The 15514-nt window shown below is 64.4% G+C and carries 14 protein-coding genes; 6 read left to right on the top strand and 8 right to left on the bottom strand.

Annotated features, from left to right (window positions below):
• The first annotated feature begins 64 nt into the window (after positions 1-64).
• Entirely contained in the window at positions 65-1162 is a 1098-nt protein-coding gene (locus tag ACK41X_RS18535; RefSeq protein WP_409726347.1) for an alkene reductase, read from the top strand.
• A 49-nt stretch (positions 1163-1211) separates the two neighbouring features.
• Here ACK41X_RS18535 and ACK41X_RS18530 read toward each other — a convergent pair whose 3' ends face one another.
• On the bottom strand, positions 1212-3287 hold the full coding sequence (locus tag ACK41X_RS18530; RefSeq protein WP_409726345.1) for an elongation factor G: 2076 nt from the start codon (positions 3285-3287) through the stop codon (positions 1212-1214).
• Positions 3288-3547: 260 nt separating this feature from the next.
• Between ACK41X_RS18530 and ACK41X_RS18525 the strand changes: the two genes are divergently transcribed.
• The gene (locus ACK41X_RS18525) at positions 3548-4873 is read left to right on the top strand and encodes a hypothetical protein (protein WP_409726343.1); all 1326 of its coding nucleotides are present in this window, start codon (positions 3548-3550) and stop codon (positions 4871-4873) included.
• Here the strand turns inward: ACK41X_RS18525 and ACK41X_RS18520 are convergent.
• A complete protein-coding gene (locus ACK41X_RS18520; protein ID WP_409726341.1) occupies positions 4870-5769 on the bottom strand; it encodes a hypothetical protein in 900 nt (299 codons plus the stop codon). The two genes, ACK41X_RS18525 and ACK41X_RS18520, sit on opposite strands and share 4 nt — an antisense overlap.
• A gap of 130 nt (positions 5770-5899) precedes the next feature.
• Positions 5900-7393 (bottom strand): FAD-linked oxidase C-terminal domain-containing protein, encoded by a 1494-nt coding sequence (locus ACK41X_RS18515; protein ID WP_409726339.1) that lies wholly within the window; start codon positions 7391-7393, stop codon positions 5900-5902.
• Positions 7394-7529: 136 nt separating this feature from the next.
• Between ACK41X_RS18515 and ACK41X_RS18510 the strand changes: the two genes are divergently transcribed.
• Together ACK41X_RS18510 and ACK41X_RS18505 are read left to right on the top strand one after the other, a co-directional pair.
• Positions 7530-8360 (top strand): universal stress protein, encoded by an 831-nt coding sequence (locus tag ACK41X_RS18510; RefSeq protein WP_409726337.1) that lies wholly within the window; start codon positions 7530-7532, stop codon positions 8358-8360.
• A gap of 102 nt (positions 8361-8462) precedes the next feature.
• Positions 8463-9569 (top strand): carboxylate-amine ligase, encoded by a 1107-nt coding sequence (locus ACK41X_RS18505; RefSeq protein ID WP_409726335.1) that lies wholly within the window; start codon positions 8463-8465, stop codon positions 9567-9569.
• 9 nt (positions 9570-9578) lie between these two features.
• On the opposite strand, the gene ACK41X_RS18500 is transcribed toward ACK41X_RS18505, so the two are convergent.
• From ACK41X_RS18500 to ACK41X_RS18490, 3 genes are all read right to left on the bottom strand, one after another.
• Positions 9579-10244 carry a TetR/AcrR family transcriptional regulator gene (locus tag ACK41X_RS18500; RefSeq protein ID WP_409726333.1) on the bottom strand — a complete coding sequence of 222 codons (666 nt, stop codon included), beginning with the start codon at positions 10242-10244 and terminating at the stop codon, positions 9579-9581.
• Positions 10245-10312: 68 nt separating this feature from the next.
• Positions 10313-11992 (bottom strand): thiamine pyrophosphate-binding protein, encoded by a 1680-nt coding sequence (locus tag ACK41X_RS18495; protein WP_409726331.1) that lies wholly within the window; start codon positions 11990-11992, stop codon positions 10313-10315.
• 71 nt (positions 11993-12063) lie between these two features.
• Positions 12064-12387 carry an NIPSNAP family protein gene (locus ACK41X_RS18490; protein WP_409726330.1) on the bottom strand — a complete coding sequence of 108 codons (324 nt, stop codon included), beginning with the start codon at positions 12385-12387 and terminating at the stop codon, positions 12064-12066.
• A 108-nt stretch (positions 12388-12495) separates the two neighbouring features.
• Between ACK41X_RS18490 and ACK41X_RS18485 the strand changes: the two genes are divergently transcribed.
• Positions 12496-14049: an AAA family ATPase gene (locus ACK41X_RS18485; RefSeq protein ID WP_409726328.1), complete on the top strand. Its 1554-nt coding sequence runs from the start codon at positions 12496-12498 to the stop codon at positions 14047-14049.
• A 13-nt stretch (positions 14050-14062) separates the two neighbouring features.
• Here the strand turns inward: ACK41X_RS18485 and ACK41X_RS18480 are convergent, their stop codons facing one another.
• Positions 14063-14374, bottom strand: coding sequence for an AzlD family protein (locus tag ACK41X_RS18480; RefSeq protein ID WP_409726326.1), 312 nt, complete (start codon positions 14372-14374; stop codon positions 14063-14065).
• Complete coding sequence (locus tag ACK41X_RS18475; RefSeq protein ID WP_409726324.1) at positions 14367-15089, bottom strand: AzlC family ABC transporter permease; 723 nt, start codon at positions 15087-15089, stop codon at positions 14367-14369. The genes ACK41X_RS18480 and ACK41X_RS18475 overlap by 8 nt, the downstream gene beginning before the upstream one ends.
• Before the next feature lie 97 nt (positions 15090-15186).
• On the opposite strand from ACK41X_RS18475, the gene ACK41X_RS18470 reads away from it, so the two are divergent.
• A partial coding sequence (locus tag ACK41X_RS18470) for an MFS transporter (protein WP_409726322.1) occupies positions 15187-15514 on the top strand: 328 nt, incomplete at its 3' end.

Genomic DNA, 15514 nt, shown 5'->3' with positions numbered 1-15514 from the left:
TCCCCAACGCCGTCCGGCGCCACTTTTCTTCCGCCAACACCCCGCCCTTCAAGGACGACGTGCCATGATCCACGCCACAGCTGCCGCAAAAGACTCCCAAGCTGCCGAGCCGCTGTTCGAGCCCTACCAGCTCGGCCCGCTGCATCTTTCCAACCGCATCGTGATGGCGCCGATGACCCGCAGCCGCGCCCTCGACGGCAATGTCCCAAATCCGCTGGCCGAAATTTATTACCGCCAGCGCGCCTCGGCCGGCCTCATCATCACCGAAGCATCGCAAGTCAGCCCGCAGGGCGTCGGCTATATCCGCACGCCCGGCATCCATTCCCCCGAGCAGATCGCGGCCTGGCGCAGGATCACCGCTGCGGTGGCGCGCGAAGGCGGCAAGATCTTCCTGCAGCTCTGGCATGTCGGCCGCATCTCGCACCCCGATTTTCATGATGGCGCGCTTCCGGTTGCGCCATCGGCGATCGCGCCGGAGGGCGAGGTCTTCACCGCGCAGGGCCCGAAGAAAATGGTGACGCCGCGCGCGCTCGACGCATCCGAGCTTCCGGGCATCGTCGAACAATTCCGCACGGGCGCCGAGAATGCCAAGGCCGCAGGCTTTGACGGCGTCGAACTGCACGGTGCCAATGGTTATCTGCTCGACCAGTTCACCCGCGACGGCTCGAACCATCGTACCGACGATTATGGCGGCTCGATCGAGAACCGCGTGCGCTTTCCGCTCGACGTCACGAAAGCGGTGATCGATGTGTGGGGCAATGAGCGCGTCGGCTACCGTGTCTCGCCGACCGGCGCCTACAATTCGATGACGGATTCCGATCCGCGCGCGACATTCTCGTATCTGACGCAGCGGCTGAGCGATCTCGGCATCGGCTATCTGCATGTCACCGAGCCGGTCAGCGCCGAGAACCGCGTGACCCCGCATCTGCGTCCGCTGTTCAAGGGTACCTTCATCGTCAATGGCGGCTATGACGCGGCGAGCGGCAATGCCGCGATCGCGAAGGGCGAAGCCGATCTCGTGGCCTATGGCGTGCCGTTCATCGCCAATCCCGATTTGCCGTACCGCTTCGGCCGGAAGGCGAGCCTCGCCGCAACGGACCCCGCGACCTTCTACACCGGCGAGGACAAGGGCTACACGGACTATCCGGCGCTGCGTGCGTAGTGCGCCGGCCCCTCCCCCGCTGCCTGCGGGGGAGGGATTTTTTTTCTCGTTACTCCGCCGCGCGCCGTGCCGCGACAATCTGGTCTGCGGTGCGCCCGGTCAGTTCGGCCATGTGGTCGAACTTGAAGGTGAAGGTGCCGACGCCTGCGGTCGCCGACCGGATTTCGACAATCAGGTCGCCGATCTCCGATTCGGGCATCAGCGCCTTGACCGAGTCCCAACCGGGCCAGCCTTCGCGGGTATCGAAGCCGAGGATCTGGCCGCGGCGGCCGGACAGGATGGCGTTGATCTTCGCCGTCGCGTCGTTCGGGCACACGATCTCGACCGCATGGATCGGCTCCAGCAGAACCGGATGGCATTGCGGCAGCGCCTCCACGACGCCGATACGGCCCGCGGTACGGAAGGCCTGATCCGACGAATCGACTGTATGATAGGAGCCGTCGATCAGCGTCACCGACACATCGACCACGGGAAAGCCGAGCGGCCCTTGCTTCAGCCCGTCGATCACGCCCTCCTCCACCGACGGAATATAGTTTCGCGGCACGACGCCGCCCGTGATGGTCTCGGCGAACTGGAAGCCCGAGCCACGCGGCAGCGGCTTGACGTCAAGCACCACGTCGCCGAACTGGCCATGGCCGCCGGACTGCTTCTTGTGGCGGCCGCGCTGCTGCACGCTCTTCTTAATGGTCTCGCGATAGCCGACGCTCGGCTGGCGCTTCTCAATGGCGATGCCGAAGCGGTCGGTGAGCCGCTCCGCCGCAACGCGCAGATGCATTTCGCCCTGCCCCCACAAAATAACCTCATGGGTGTCGGGATTGTGCACCACCGAGATCGAAGGATCTTCCTCGACGAGCTTGTTCAATGCCTGGCCGAGCTTGACGTCGTCCTTTCGCTCCTTGGCGGCGATGGAGATCGCCAGCACCGGCGGATAGGGCACGACTTCGGCAAGCCGCTTCGGATTGTCCTTGCCGGACGCAAGCGTGTCGCCGGTCCGCGCATTGTCGAGCTTGCCGAGCGCCACGGTCTCGCCGGCCTGCGCTGCGCCGCGCTTCTCGAAGGCCTGGCCCATCATCTTGAACACGCCGGACACCCGGCCGGCCTCGCGATCCTGCGAATTCAGCGTCGTGCCATCGCCGACCTGTCCGGCCAGCACACGGGCGACCGACATTTTGCCGCCATGCGCGGTGTTGATCGATTTCAGCACATAGGCGACGGTGTCGGCGCCGTCCGCCTTGACGCCAAGTCGGGCCGCGGTCGCTTCCACGTTCGGCGCCTCGTGACGCAGCGCTTTCAGAAGCCGCAGCACGCCGTTGGTGCGGGTGGCGACACCGATGAGGACCGGGCAAACCAGTCCCTCGCGCATTTCCATGGCGAGATCGTCGAACACCTTGTCACGGGGCGGCGGAATATCCTCCAGCAATTGCTCCATCAATTCGTCGTCGTGATCGGCCAGCGTCTCCAGCATGGTGAAGCGCGCGGTCTTTTCGCGCTCCAGATCCTCGCCGGACAACTCGATTACCTCGGAGGCGGTGTGCTCGCGATAGACATGCGCGCGCTCCAGCGCCAGATCGACGAAACCGGTGACGATGTCGTTTTTCCAGATCGGGATTTGCCGCAGCAGCAGCGGCACCCGCGACGCCGGCTGCAGCATCTGCAGGGTCTCGCGCAGCCGCTTGTCGGCCTTGTCGATCTTGTTGAGGAACAGGAAATGCGGGACTTTCATTTCCTCCAATTCGCGCAGCACGAGCTGCAATTGCGGCACCTTCTTTTCGTCCGCCTCGCAGACCACCACCGCAGCATCGACCGCGGGCAATACCGCACGCATGTCGTGGATGAATTCGATCGAGCCCGGGCAATCGATGAAGGTATAGCTTTCTTCCATGAAGGTCGTGGTGGCGACCGACAATTCGACGCTCATGGCATGATGACGCGCTTCCTTGGAATTGTCGCCTATGGTCGTGCCGGCCTCGACGGTGCCCTGGCGCTGGATCGCGCCGGTACGGGCAAGGATCGCCTCGAGCAGCGTCGTCTTTCCGCTCTGGAAGGGGCCCACCAATGCAATGCACCGGGGGCCCTTCGGCCTATTGCCGTTGGCTCTGGTGCCGCCTGCATGTGCTTCCGTCATCTGCGCCTCCCGTTGTCAAAGGGGCGCGATGCAGTCGCAGAACCGCTTTCAACCGTACCGCGTAGCATGTCTTCGGCATCACGCCCGGTTTGGGCGCCTGACCCGAAGGGCCGGTATTCCGGCCATGTGTCAGACGCCGGAAGGCCTATGGTCTGCGCACTTTGCGGCGAAGGCAAGGGGGCGATACCGCTTTGTCCCAACCGCCGGAAAAGGCAGCAAGTTTTTGAGGAAAATTGATCATTCGGCGGGAGCCGGACAACATGCCCCGCATGGACCAAACCTTTTCCCGCTATTTGACCGCCTTGAACCAGATCGAAAAGCTGCCGATGCCGCAGCTGCTGCGCTACCGGCACGGCCTGCTGGAGCGGCTGGTCCGGCATGCGCACGACCATATCGATTTCTACCGCGAGCGTCTGAAACCTGTCTTCGGCGCGGACGGCAGTTTCGACTTCGCGCACTGGCCCGAGGTGCCAATCCTGGAGCGGCGCGAAGCTGCGCAAGACAGCGCGCGTCTTCGCGCCGCGGCGCTGCCTGAAAATTACGGCGCCGTTCACGAAATCAGAACGTCGGGGACAGCGGAGCTTCCTCTGACATTCACCAGCAACGGTCTGGTAACGATGGCCGCCAACGGCGCCTTGACGCAGCTGTGCCGTTGGCACGGCATCGACACAGCACGCGCCCTCGCCACGATCAAGCTCTATCCCGACCACGAAATTCCCAGCCTTCCCGAGGGCGATCACACCACGGGCTGGTCATGGGCCAACCCGGAGGCCAGCGCCTTTGGACTGGATATGCGGGTTCCGATCCCGCAGCAGCTCGCCTGGCTGGAAAGCAAAAAGGCCCCGTATCTCGCCACGACACCCTCGCATGCGATGGCGCTCGCGTATGCCGCAGGGCCCGAATTGGGGCGGACTCTCGGGTTATCCTTCGTCATGGCGATCGCCGAAACCGTTCTTCCGCGCGCCCGCAGCGTCATCCGCGAATTGTTCGGTGCAAAACTCGTCGCCATCTATTCATGTCAGGAGATCGGCTTCATCGCGACCGAGTGCCCGGTCTCGGGTCAATATCATATCGTGGCGGACAATGCGCTGGTGGAGATTTTGCGGGCGGACGGCTCGCCAGCAGAGCCTGGCGAAACCGGGCGCGTCGTGGTGACGGGTTTGTATAACTACGCGACGCCCTTCATTCGCTACGCGCTCGGGGATGTTGCAACGCTTGCCACAGGACCATGTCCGTGCGGGAGGACATTGCCGCTGCTTGCGCAGGTCGAAGGGCGCACCCGGGCGGAATTCGTATTCCGCGACGGCACGCGGATGTGGCCGCGCGGCGTGCATGCGGATACCATCCGTCGTTTCGTCGCGTATCGCGAATTCCAGATGGCGCAAACGGATTATGAGACCATAGAATTCCGCTATATCCCGGAGCCCGGCGCACCATTGCCCGATCATGACGGACTTCAACGATACGCGCGCGAGAACTTTCACCCGTCAGTCGAAATCCGCGCTATCGTCACCGAAATTCCGAAGGGACGCAGCGGCAAACACGAGCACTTCGTGTCGCAGGTCAGCGGCGACGACCGGCTTTAGTTAGGCCCGTCGCAGAACGGAAATTCCGGACACGGGGGCTTGTTCTTTTTCGGCGGAAGCGTTGAGTTCTGCTGGCTGTTGGTGATGCCGAACAGCGTTTCCGGATTCCATTCGATCGGGTCGTCCTGCCGATGCCGCTGGATCAGGGTCTTGTCCTTGGCTCCGGCATAGAAGCGCAGCCCGCCCCAAACTCCCTTGAAGTCGTCCTCGCCGATGCGGCCCTCGACGAATAGCGAGCCCATCACTGGGCCGTTGATGCGGAAGGCCAGCTCGGACCCGAGCGCCAGCGCGTTCTTGCCGCCGACATAGCGATGACCGACAAAGGCCTTCCAGTCGTCGGTGAGGTAATAGGCCAGATTCACCTTGTCGAAAAAGCGGGTGCGGATGTCGAACGACTCGATCACATTGGCAATCGTCTGCGACCCGGAATTGCCGGTTTCGACGCCGAGGACGGCCTGCACGGTCCAGCGTCCGGCATAGAGTTCGAATTCGCCGGCGAAATGCCCGACATTTAAACCGCCGAAGCGGTCCCAATGTGTGACCGAAGCAAACGCGCCAAGGAGGCCGCGGCTTGGATCGCGCGTGAACAAGTGCGCGGCGGCCGCCCCAACGAAACGGCCATCATAGCTCCCGGCAATTCCGTCGAGCTGCAAACCCCAGCTGTGTCCGAGTGGCAGCGAATAGGAGCCCTGAAAGGCATAGAGATCGCGGTCGGCAAAGGTACCACCCAGACCGGCGGCCTTCCAGTTCACGCCGTCAACCGCGGGCTGAGGTGTCTCGAGAGCCGGGACTGGCGCTTTCGTATAGACATCGGCGGCGTGACCCGGAAGCGCGCAGGCCCCTGCGGCCAATCCGGTCAGCACCGTCGTTGTCAAGGCTCTGCTTCGGACGCTCATGGGCCACCCCCCGAAGGGTAACCAGACTATTAATTGTGCAAAGCTACAAGCGGCGGCATGGACAAATCCGCTCAATCTCTGTGGAATTTTCGCGGCGTTGCGCCAAAGCCACAATCCAAAATGGCCGCCGTCAGAAGCGGGGAATATCCGGGAACGCTACCTTCCCTGCCCGCACATGCATCCGCCCAAGTTCGGCGCAGCGATGCAGCTGTGGAAACACCTTTCCGGGATTGAGCAATCCCTGCGCATCGAACGCGCATTTCAGCCTCTGCTGCTGGTTGAGGTCGATTTCGGAGAACATCTCCGGCATCAGGTCACGCTTCTCGATGCCGACGCCGTGCTCGCCGGTGAGAACGCCGCCGACTGCCACGCAGAGCCGCAGGATGTCCGAGCCGAAGGCTTCCGCCTTGTCGAGTTCGCCGGGATTGTTGGCATCGTACAGGATCAGCGGATGCAGATTGCCGTCGCCGGCATGGAATACATTGGCGACCGCAAGCCCGTATCGCTCGCTCATCTCCCGCATCCGCGCGAGCACGAGCGGCAACGCGGCGCGGGGAATCGTGCCGTCCATGCACAGATAATCCGGCGAGATGCGGCCGACTGCCGGAAACGCGGCCTTGCGCCCCGCCCAGAACAGAAGCCGCTCATCCTCGTTCTGCGACACCCGGCAGGAGGCGGCGTTGCAGCTCTTGGCGATCGCCTCCACCCGCTCGATCAGATGGTCGACCTCGGCCTTGCCGCCGTCGAGTTCGACGATCAAGAGCGCCTCGACATCGAGCGGATAGCCGGCATGCACGAACTCCTCGACCGCATGGATCGCGGGCCGGTCCATCATCTCCATGCCGCCGGGCACGATGCCGGCGCCGATGATCCTGCCGACGCAGGCGCCGGCATCCTCCGAGGTCGGGAAGCCCACCAGCAATGCGCGCGCGGTCTCCGGCTTTTTCAGAATGCGCACGGTGATTTCGGTAACGACGCCGAGCAGCCCTTCCGAACCGGTAATCACGCCAAGGAGATCATAGCCGCCGGCGTCGAGATGCTTGCCGCCAAGGCGGACGATCTCGCCGGTCATCAGCACCATTTCGACCCCAAGCACGTTGTTGGTGGTCAACCCGTATTTCAGGCAATGCACGCCGCCGGAATTTTCCGCGACATTGCCGCCGATGGTGCAGGCGATTTGCGAGGACGGGTCCGGCGCGTAGTAAAAGCCGCGATGGGCCACGGCAGTCGAAATGCCCAGATTGGTGACGCCGGGCTCCGCCACAACGACGCGATTGTCGTAATCGATTTCGCGGATGCGGCTGAATTTCGACATGCCGAGCAGCACGCCGTCTTCCAGCGGCAGAGCACCGCCGGACAGCGACGTGCCCGCCCCGCGCGGAACCACCTTGATGTTGTTTTCATGACAATAGCGCAACACGGCGGCGACCTGCGGCGTGGTCGATGGCAGCACCACGACCAGCGGCAATTGCCGATAGGCGGTCAGGCCATCGGTCTCGAACGGGCGCATCTCCCGTTCGCCTGCGATCACCCCCTCGTCCGGCACGATCGCACGCAGCGCGGAGACGATCGCCTCGCGCCGCGCCAGGACCGCGCCATCGGGCGCTGGCATACGCACTGACATGAATCAACCCTCAAGTCCGGCCCGAAGGTTATACGATTGCGGACACCGCCGCGAGCGCGCAAAATACGAGTTCCTTTCACCGACCTGATGCCGGGCAGCGCATTCGGGTCTTCCGTCGATGACATCGGAGCGCCTCATGATCAAGGACATCGTCGTCAATCTCACTCCCGGGGCCGAAGACGATCCCGCCGCGCGCTATGCCATTTCGGTTGCCGAGGCGTTCGACGCGCACGTTACCGGGGTCGCATTCGCCTATGATCCGCCCTGGCCGCCCGCCATCACCGACCTCGGCGGCGCGGACATCTTGCGCGCGCTGATGGACAAGAACCGCAATGAGGCGAGCGCCACCGCGGCAAAGTTCGAAGCCGCAGCCAAGCGCTCCCAGCTTTCCGTGCAGACGCTCTCGCCGGAAGCGTCGCTGCCAGGCGCGACCGAGACCTTCGCCAATCTCGCCCGCACCTACGATCTTGTCGTGCTCAAGCAATCGGAATCCGGCAACGACATCGCCTCGCAGGACATGATCGAGGCGGCTCTGTTCAATTCAGGCCGGCCGGTGCTGATCGTGCCCTATATCCAGAAAGCCGGATTCTCGGTGAAGCGCGTCATTGCCTGCTGGGACGGCAGCCGCGCCGCGGCCCGCGCCATCGGCGACAGCCTGCCGCTGATTGCGAAGGCCAACAATGTCCAGGTGCTGACGGTGGTGACCGGCAAATTCGACGAAAACGACGTCACCGGAGCCGATGTCGCCGAGCATCTGGCCCGCCACAAGCTGCGGACCGAATTGTCGCGGCTCCCGGCCCAGGATATCGACGTGCCAAGCGCAATCCTTTCCCATGCGGCGGACGCCAATGCCGACCTGATCGTGATGGGCGGATATGGCCATTCGCGGTTGCGGGATTTCGTTCTCGGCGGCGCGACACGCGGCATGCTGCAATCCATGACCGTGCCGGTTCTGATGTCGCATTGAGGCATCGCTGGCTGGAACCTTCGCGAGCGCAAGGCATTATTTGCGCTCGGCGCATGACCGGATTTCCGGTCATGCGTTTGCGGTCGCTTCTGCGAGGTCTGGATGGCGTTTTCCTTCGGAATCGAAGAGGAATATTTTCTTGTTGATCGCGCCACCGGCGCGGTCGCGCGCAAGATGCCGGACGGCTTCTTCGCTGCCGCGAAAGCAACTCTGGGCGAACAGGTCACCGGCGAATTCCTGCAATCACAGATCGAGGTCGTGACCGCGCCGCAGACCTGCATGGCCACGGCCTGCGACGATCTGCGCGACCTGCGCCGCACCTTAGGCGCGATCGCGCAGTCGCACGGGCTCGCCATCATGGCAGCCGGCACGCATCCGACCGCGGTGTGGGAGGTCTCGCGGCAATCGACCGGCGAGCGCTACGACAGCGTCATGAACGATCTGCAGATGATCGGACGGCGCAACATGCTGTGCGGCATGCATGTGCATGTGGAGTTGCCCGATCCCGACCAGCGGGTCAGCGTAATGACACGAATGCTGCCGCATCTGCCGCTGTTCATCGCGCTTTCGACCTCGTCGCCGTTCTGGCGCTCCCAGCCCACCGGACTGCTCGGCTACCGGCTCGCCGCTTACGACGAATTGCCGCGCACCGGGCTCCCGGAGCTGTTCAGGACAAAGGCCGAGTTCGACGCCTATATCGCGGCGCTGGTCGAAGCCGGCGTGATGCCGGACGCAAGCTATATCTGGTGGGCGGTACGGCCCTCGCTGAAACATCCGACACTGGAATTGCGCGCACCCGATATCTGCACGTTTGTCGAGGATGCGATCGCGGTTGCCGCACTTTACCGCTGCGTCACGCGCAGGCTTGCGCTCAATCCCCGGCAGAACGGCAACATCGATGCGATCACGCGGGCGATCGTCGTTGAAAACAAATGGCGCGCCCAGCGCTATGGCGTGCACGGCTCCTTCGCCCGGCTCGAACGCGATGGCGCGATCAGCGTGGCGGAGATGCTGGAACATGTCCTCGCCGAGGTGACGCCGGACGCAGAGGCGCTGGACTGCCTCGATCAGGTGCTGCATTGCCGCCGCATTGTCGAACGCGGCACCTCGGCGGACCGGCAGGTGGAGATCTACGAGCGCCAGGCCGACGACCCCGATCGCGCCTTTCAGGCGGTAAGCGCGTGGCTGGTGGAGACGACGGTGGCGTAGGCCGCCTGGTCAGAGGTCTCCCGCAGGTAATGCGATCTGAACGACAAGACCGCGGGCGCGGGCATCGTTGACCCCGAGCGCGCGCAGCGACAGCAGCGTGAAAGCCTGCACGCGGTCGCGCAAATGCGCTGGATCCTCATGGCCCTCGGGAGAGAGCGGTCCAGTCAGCCCCTCCAGCAACGCCCCGACCAGGGCGGCCGACGACAGCGACACATCTTGCACGGGGAGATATCCGGCCTGCATCGCCGCAGCGATCCGTGTGTTTATTTCTTCAGCAAGTGCGCGGCGAAAGCCGGCGCGCGCGGATTCCACATCGGCGTCGGCAGGCTCTGCGGCGACCGCCCAGATCAGACGGCGCTGCCGGAGCGTACGCGCCGCGCAGGTCGCGATCACGGCCGCAAGTGCCGAGAGCGGCCCCGGCGCCGCTTTGCCCGCCTTGCCGATTGCTGCGATTTCCCGTTCCGCCGTGGCGCCGACCAGCGCCGTCACCAGTTCTACCTTGGAGGGGAAATAACGGTACATGGTCCCGGTCGCGATGCCGGCGCGCTGGGCGACGGACGCCACCTGGACTGCGCCCATCCCGCCCTCCGCGGCCGCGCTCCGCGCCGCGGCCATGATCGCGTTGTGGCGGGCGGCCTGCTTGCGGACGACATGCGCGGTGCGCCGATAGGGCATGGATGGAGTGAATCACGATTCATGCCATCGCGGCAAGCGTTGCGCGCAGTGGCAGCAATCTGCGCGACTTACTTTCCTTGCAACGCCTTCTGCCGGATCGCCTCGATCGTCGTGACCGGCGTGATTGCACTTGGATCGACCTTCAGATGGATGATCGCGGGCTGGCCGGACGCGCGCGCGGCTTCATAAGCGCTGGCGAAATCCGCGGTCTTGTCCACCGTCGCGCCGAAGCCGCCAAAGGCCCGCGCGTAAGCCGCGAAGTCCGGATTCTTCAGTGCGGTCGCGATCACCCGTCCCGGATATTCGCGCTCCTGATGCATGCGGATGGTGCCGTACATCCCGTTGTCCACGATCGCAATGACGACCGGCAGGTCATATTGCACGGCGGTCATGAATTCCTGACCGTGCATCAGAAAGTCGCCGTCGCCGGCCAGACAGAACACGTTGCGCTCGGGATAGAGCCGCTTCATGGCGATGGCGGCAGGCACCCCGTATCCCATCGAGCCGGAGGTCGGACCGATGAAGGTGTTGAAACGGCGCAGCCGGTAGAAGCGATGCAGCCAGCCGGAGAAATTGCCGGCGCCGTTACAGAGAATATCGTCCGGCGAAAGCTGGCCGCGCAGCCAGATCATGATCTCGCCGAGATTGACCGCGCCGGGCACATCGGTCGCCTTGTCGGTATAGGCGAGATAATCCGCGTGCGCGGTCGCAGCCTCGCCGGCCCAGGGTATTTCGTTGGGGGCCTGCAAGCCTTCGAGCGCCGCGGCGAAGGCCGACGGCGATGCATTGATCGCAAGATGCGGGCGATAGACGCGGCCCAGTTCGTTGATGTCGGGATGCACATGCACGAAGGTCTGCCGCGGCTGCGGGATTTCAAACAGCGTGTAGCTCTGGCTCGGCATTTCGCCCATGCGTGAGCCGACAAGAAGCACGAGGTCGGCCGCTTTCACGCGTGCCAGCAGTTTGGGATTGGGGCCAATACCGAGATCTCCGCCGTAATTCTTGTGGGTCTGGTCGAACAGATGACCGCGGCGGAAGGTGGTGAAGACTGGCAGATCGAAACGCTCGGCGAAGCGTTGGGTGGCGGCCCAGGCGTTTTCGGTCCAGCGGCTGCCGCCAAGGATCACCACAGGACGCTTCGCCGCCCACAGCATCTTCTGCAGCCGCGACATGTCGGTGAGGCCGGGCCAGGTCTCCACCGGCTCGAAGGGAGGTGCATCGCCGACCACCGCGCGCTCGGTCAGCATGTCTTCCGGCAAGGCGATCACCACCGGCCCGGGCCGGCCGTTGGTTGCGACATGAAACGCCCGCGATACGATTTCCGGAATGCGCGCCGGATCGTCGATCTCGGTCGCCCATTTCGCCATCGAGCCGAATACAGCGCGGTAGTCGAGCTCCTGAAATGCCTCGCGCTCGCGCATGTCGCGCGCCACCTGACCGACGAACACGATCATCGGGGTGGAGTCCTGCATTGCGATATGAATGCCGGGAGACGCATTCGTGGCGCCGGGACCGCGGGTGACGAAACAGATGCCGGGACGGCCGGTGGCCTTGCCAACCGCCTCTGCCATCATCGCGGCGCCGCCTTCCTGACGGCAGACTGTCAGCGTCACGGCGCTGTCGTGAAATGCATCCAGCGCTGCAAGGTAGCTTTCGCCGGGCACACAGAAGGCATGGCCAACGCCATGCGCGACAAGCTGGTCCACAAGGATTTCGCCGCCGGTGCGCGAACCGTCATTGCTACGCATTTGAGACACTTCTTTCGATTCTGGACGACCGGGTGTCATGGCCGGCCGTAACCGGCCATGACAATCAGGAGCTACCGGATGATTGGCGCGAATTTAGCCGGAATCATCAGCTTGGTGACCTGGTTCTCCAGGTAGCCTGCCTGGCGGTGAACTTTCAGATAGTTCTGCCAGTCCGGATCGGCCATCATCGCGGCGCGCTTCTTTTCGCGGTCGCCGGCATTCTCATAGGCCCACATATGCACGATGGTATTCATCTCGCCGGTTTCGGTGAACATATAGGCAACAGGTTTCCCGAGATGGCGGGTTTGGGCGGGAAATCCGTATTCTTCGTACATATCGAGATAGGCTTGCGCAGTACCGGGCCTGACGCGATAGGTTCGATGATCGATAAGCACGTGATTCCTCCGCTCGAATGCAACAGCGCCCCTGGGCGCGACCGCGGCATTGTCAGATCGGGCGCATCCCGGTCAAGACCCGCCCCCTGACAGGCGCGCACAGCGATCATGCCCGAAAGCCATACGACGCAATCGCAGGAGCCTGTCTTTGCGTTCCTCGCCGACCCGGCCACGCATGGCGGGACGGCGGTGACGCGCATCGACACCCATGGCGCGGCGGTTTTCCTTGCAGGTGACCGGGCCTTCAAGGTCAAGCGCGCCGTGCGCTTTCCGTTCCTCGATTATTCGACACCGGACAAGCGAAAGGCGGCCTGCGAGGCGGAATTGCGGATCAATCGAATGTTTGCCTCCGACCTCTATCGCGGCGTCGTCCCGATCACGCAGGACGAGACCGGCAGGCTGGCAATCGGCGGAAACGGCGAGCCGATCGAATGGGTGCTGGAGATGCGCCGGTTCGATGAGACCTTGACGCTCGACCATCTCGCTGCGGCGGGGCGAATCGACGACCGGCTCGCCGATGCGCTGGCGCGGACGGTTGCGACGGCCCATCGTCATGCATTGCCGGTGGAGCCCGATCCGTGGATCGAGGCGCTGGAGAGCTATATCGATCAGAACGAGGAGGCCTTCGCCGAATTCCCCGACCTGTTTCCTCCGCCCCAAGCCGCCGAGCAGATCAAGGCGACCCGGGAGGCCTTCGCGGCGATGTGTCCGCTGCTGCGGCGGCGCGGCGATGCATTGCTGATCCGGCGCGGACACGGCGATCTGCATCTTGGCAACATCGTTCTGATCGACGGCAAGCCGGTGCTGTTCGATGCGATCGAGTTCAATCCGCTGGTGGCGTCGGGCGACGTCCTGTACGATCTCGCCTTCCTGTTGATGGACCTTGTCGAGCGCAACCTGTCGCGCCCGGCCAATATCGTGCTCAACCGCTATCTGGCCGAGACGCGGCGCGAGGAGGATCTCGATGCGCTCGCGGCGCTTCCGCTCTTCCTGTCGATGCGCGCGGCGATCCGCGCCAAGGTGACTGCCGCCAAGCTCGAGCATGCGCAGGACGCGGACAGGCCCGCGATCCGGCAGAGCGCAACCGACTACTTCGCCCTGGCCTGCCGCCTGATCGCGCCGCCAGAGCCTATGCTTGTTGCAATCGGCGGGTTGTCCGGAACCGGCAAGTCGATGCTTGCGCGGATGCTTGCGCCCGATATTCCGCCGGCGCCGGGCGCCGTGGTGCTTCGCTCGGACACCACACGCAAGGCGCTGTTCGGCTATGAGGAGACCGACAAGCTGCCGGAATGGGCGTATGCGGGCGACGCGACCGAGCGGGTTTACGCAATGCTCTGCGATCATGCCCGGCGGGTGACGGGTGCAGGACATTCCGCGATCGTCGATGCAGTATTCGCATCCGCACATGAACGCAAAGCCATCGCGCAGATCGCGTCCGGTGCTGGCAAGCCCTTCCGCGGCCTGTTTTTGACGACCGATCTGGAGACGAGGGTCGCACGCGTCGGCGCGCGCGCGGGCGACGCCTCGGACGCAGATGCCGACGTCGCGCGCCGGCAGGCCGGCTACGATCTCGGCAGCATCGACTGGATCGAGATCGACGCCTCCGGCACGCCCGAGGACACGCTGATGCGGGGGAAAGCGGCGCTCGCGATGGCAGGCTGACCGGCCGCTTGGCTTACCAACCCATCGCCCGCAAACCTGCGACCATGGCAATTCCGCCTGCGAGGGCCAGAAACTCGTTGCGCCGCCAGATCATCAACATGGCGACCAGCACCATCGCGACCGCGGCAGCCGCGCCTTCCTTCAGCAGCACCGGCATCACCAGAGCGGCGACCACCGAGCCCGGCAGCGCTTCGAGCATGCGCATCACGCGCGGCGTCAGAGTCACCCGGCCCATCATCCAGAAACCGGCCAGCCGGGTGAAGACGGTGACCGCCGCCATCGCCGCGATCGCGATCATGACGCCGTGCGGCAGCGCTTCAGTCATCGCCGAGCAGGCCTCCGGCGATGGCGCCGGCCAGCGTGCCGGCGATGATATACCAGAAGCCCGGCAGCAGGAATTGCACCGCGATCGCCACGAACCCCGCGATCGCCCAGGGCACCGAACGCCGCGCGCTTTCGAACATCGGCGCCAGCAGCGCGACGAAATACAGCGGCAGGATCATATCGATGCCGTAGGGCCGCGGATTGGCCAATAGGCTGCCGAACACATGACCGATGACCGTCGACGGCACGAAGGTGAACCAGATGATCAGGCCGCCGCCGAGCAGATAGCCGGCATCGGCGCCGCCCTCGCGGCGGTACCGCAGCGTCGCCACCCAGTTGGTATCGGTCAGGATGTAGAGACCCGGATAGACCTGAAGCGGCGGCGCTTGCGCAAGCCATGGCCGCATCGATGCGCCCATCAAGAGCATGCGCAGATTGATAACGAGCGTCGTGAATGCCAGCGTCAGCACCAGCGCCGGCGTGATCTGCGGCGACCAGAGCTCCATCGCGGCGATCTGCGACACGCCGGCAAATACCAAGCCGCTCATCGCCAGCGCCTCGCCGGTGGAGAGCCCGCGTTCCGCCGCCAGCGCACCGAAGGCGGCGCCGAACAGCGCAACGCCCGGCAACGCCGGCAGCATGGTGACGGCCCCGGCGCGCACGCCGTCGAGGCTGAAGACGGGCGGCGGGCCGCCGTCGCTGGCTGCAGATTGCATGGAGGTCATGCCGGGGAACGGGGTCTCGCGCTCTAGCAAAGAGCTCCCGGCTGGGCAATCTTGACTGACGCAACCCACCCCTGCCGGCGCTTCCTCCATGGTCCCGTCCCTGCCGCGCGTTGCGGTCGCAGCCGCAGGCTTCACCGCGATGCTGAACATGTATGCGCCGCAACCGGTGCTGCCGATGATGTCGGCGGAATTCGGCGTCGGGCCTGCTGCCATCAGCCAGATCATGACCGTGAACGCGCTCGCCGTCGCCCTGATGGCTCCGTTTACCGGGGCCGTTGCCGATGTGCTCGGGCGACGCACCGTGATCGCCACCGCGATCGCGCTTCTGATCCTGCCCGGCGTGATGATGGCGTTTGCGCACAGCCTGGAAATGCTGCTGTTCTGGCGTTTCGTGCAGGGCCTGTTCCTGCCGCCGA

It is taken from the genome of Pseudorhodoplanes sp., from assembly GCF_046289595.1.
GTDB lineage: Bacteria > Pseudomonadota > Alphaproteobacteria > Rhizobiales > Xanthobacteraceae > Pseudorhodoplanes.
This window is presented reverse-complemented; position numbering and strand designations above follow the sequence as displayed.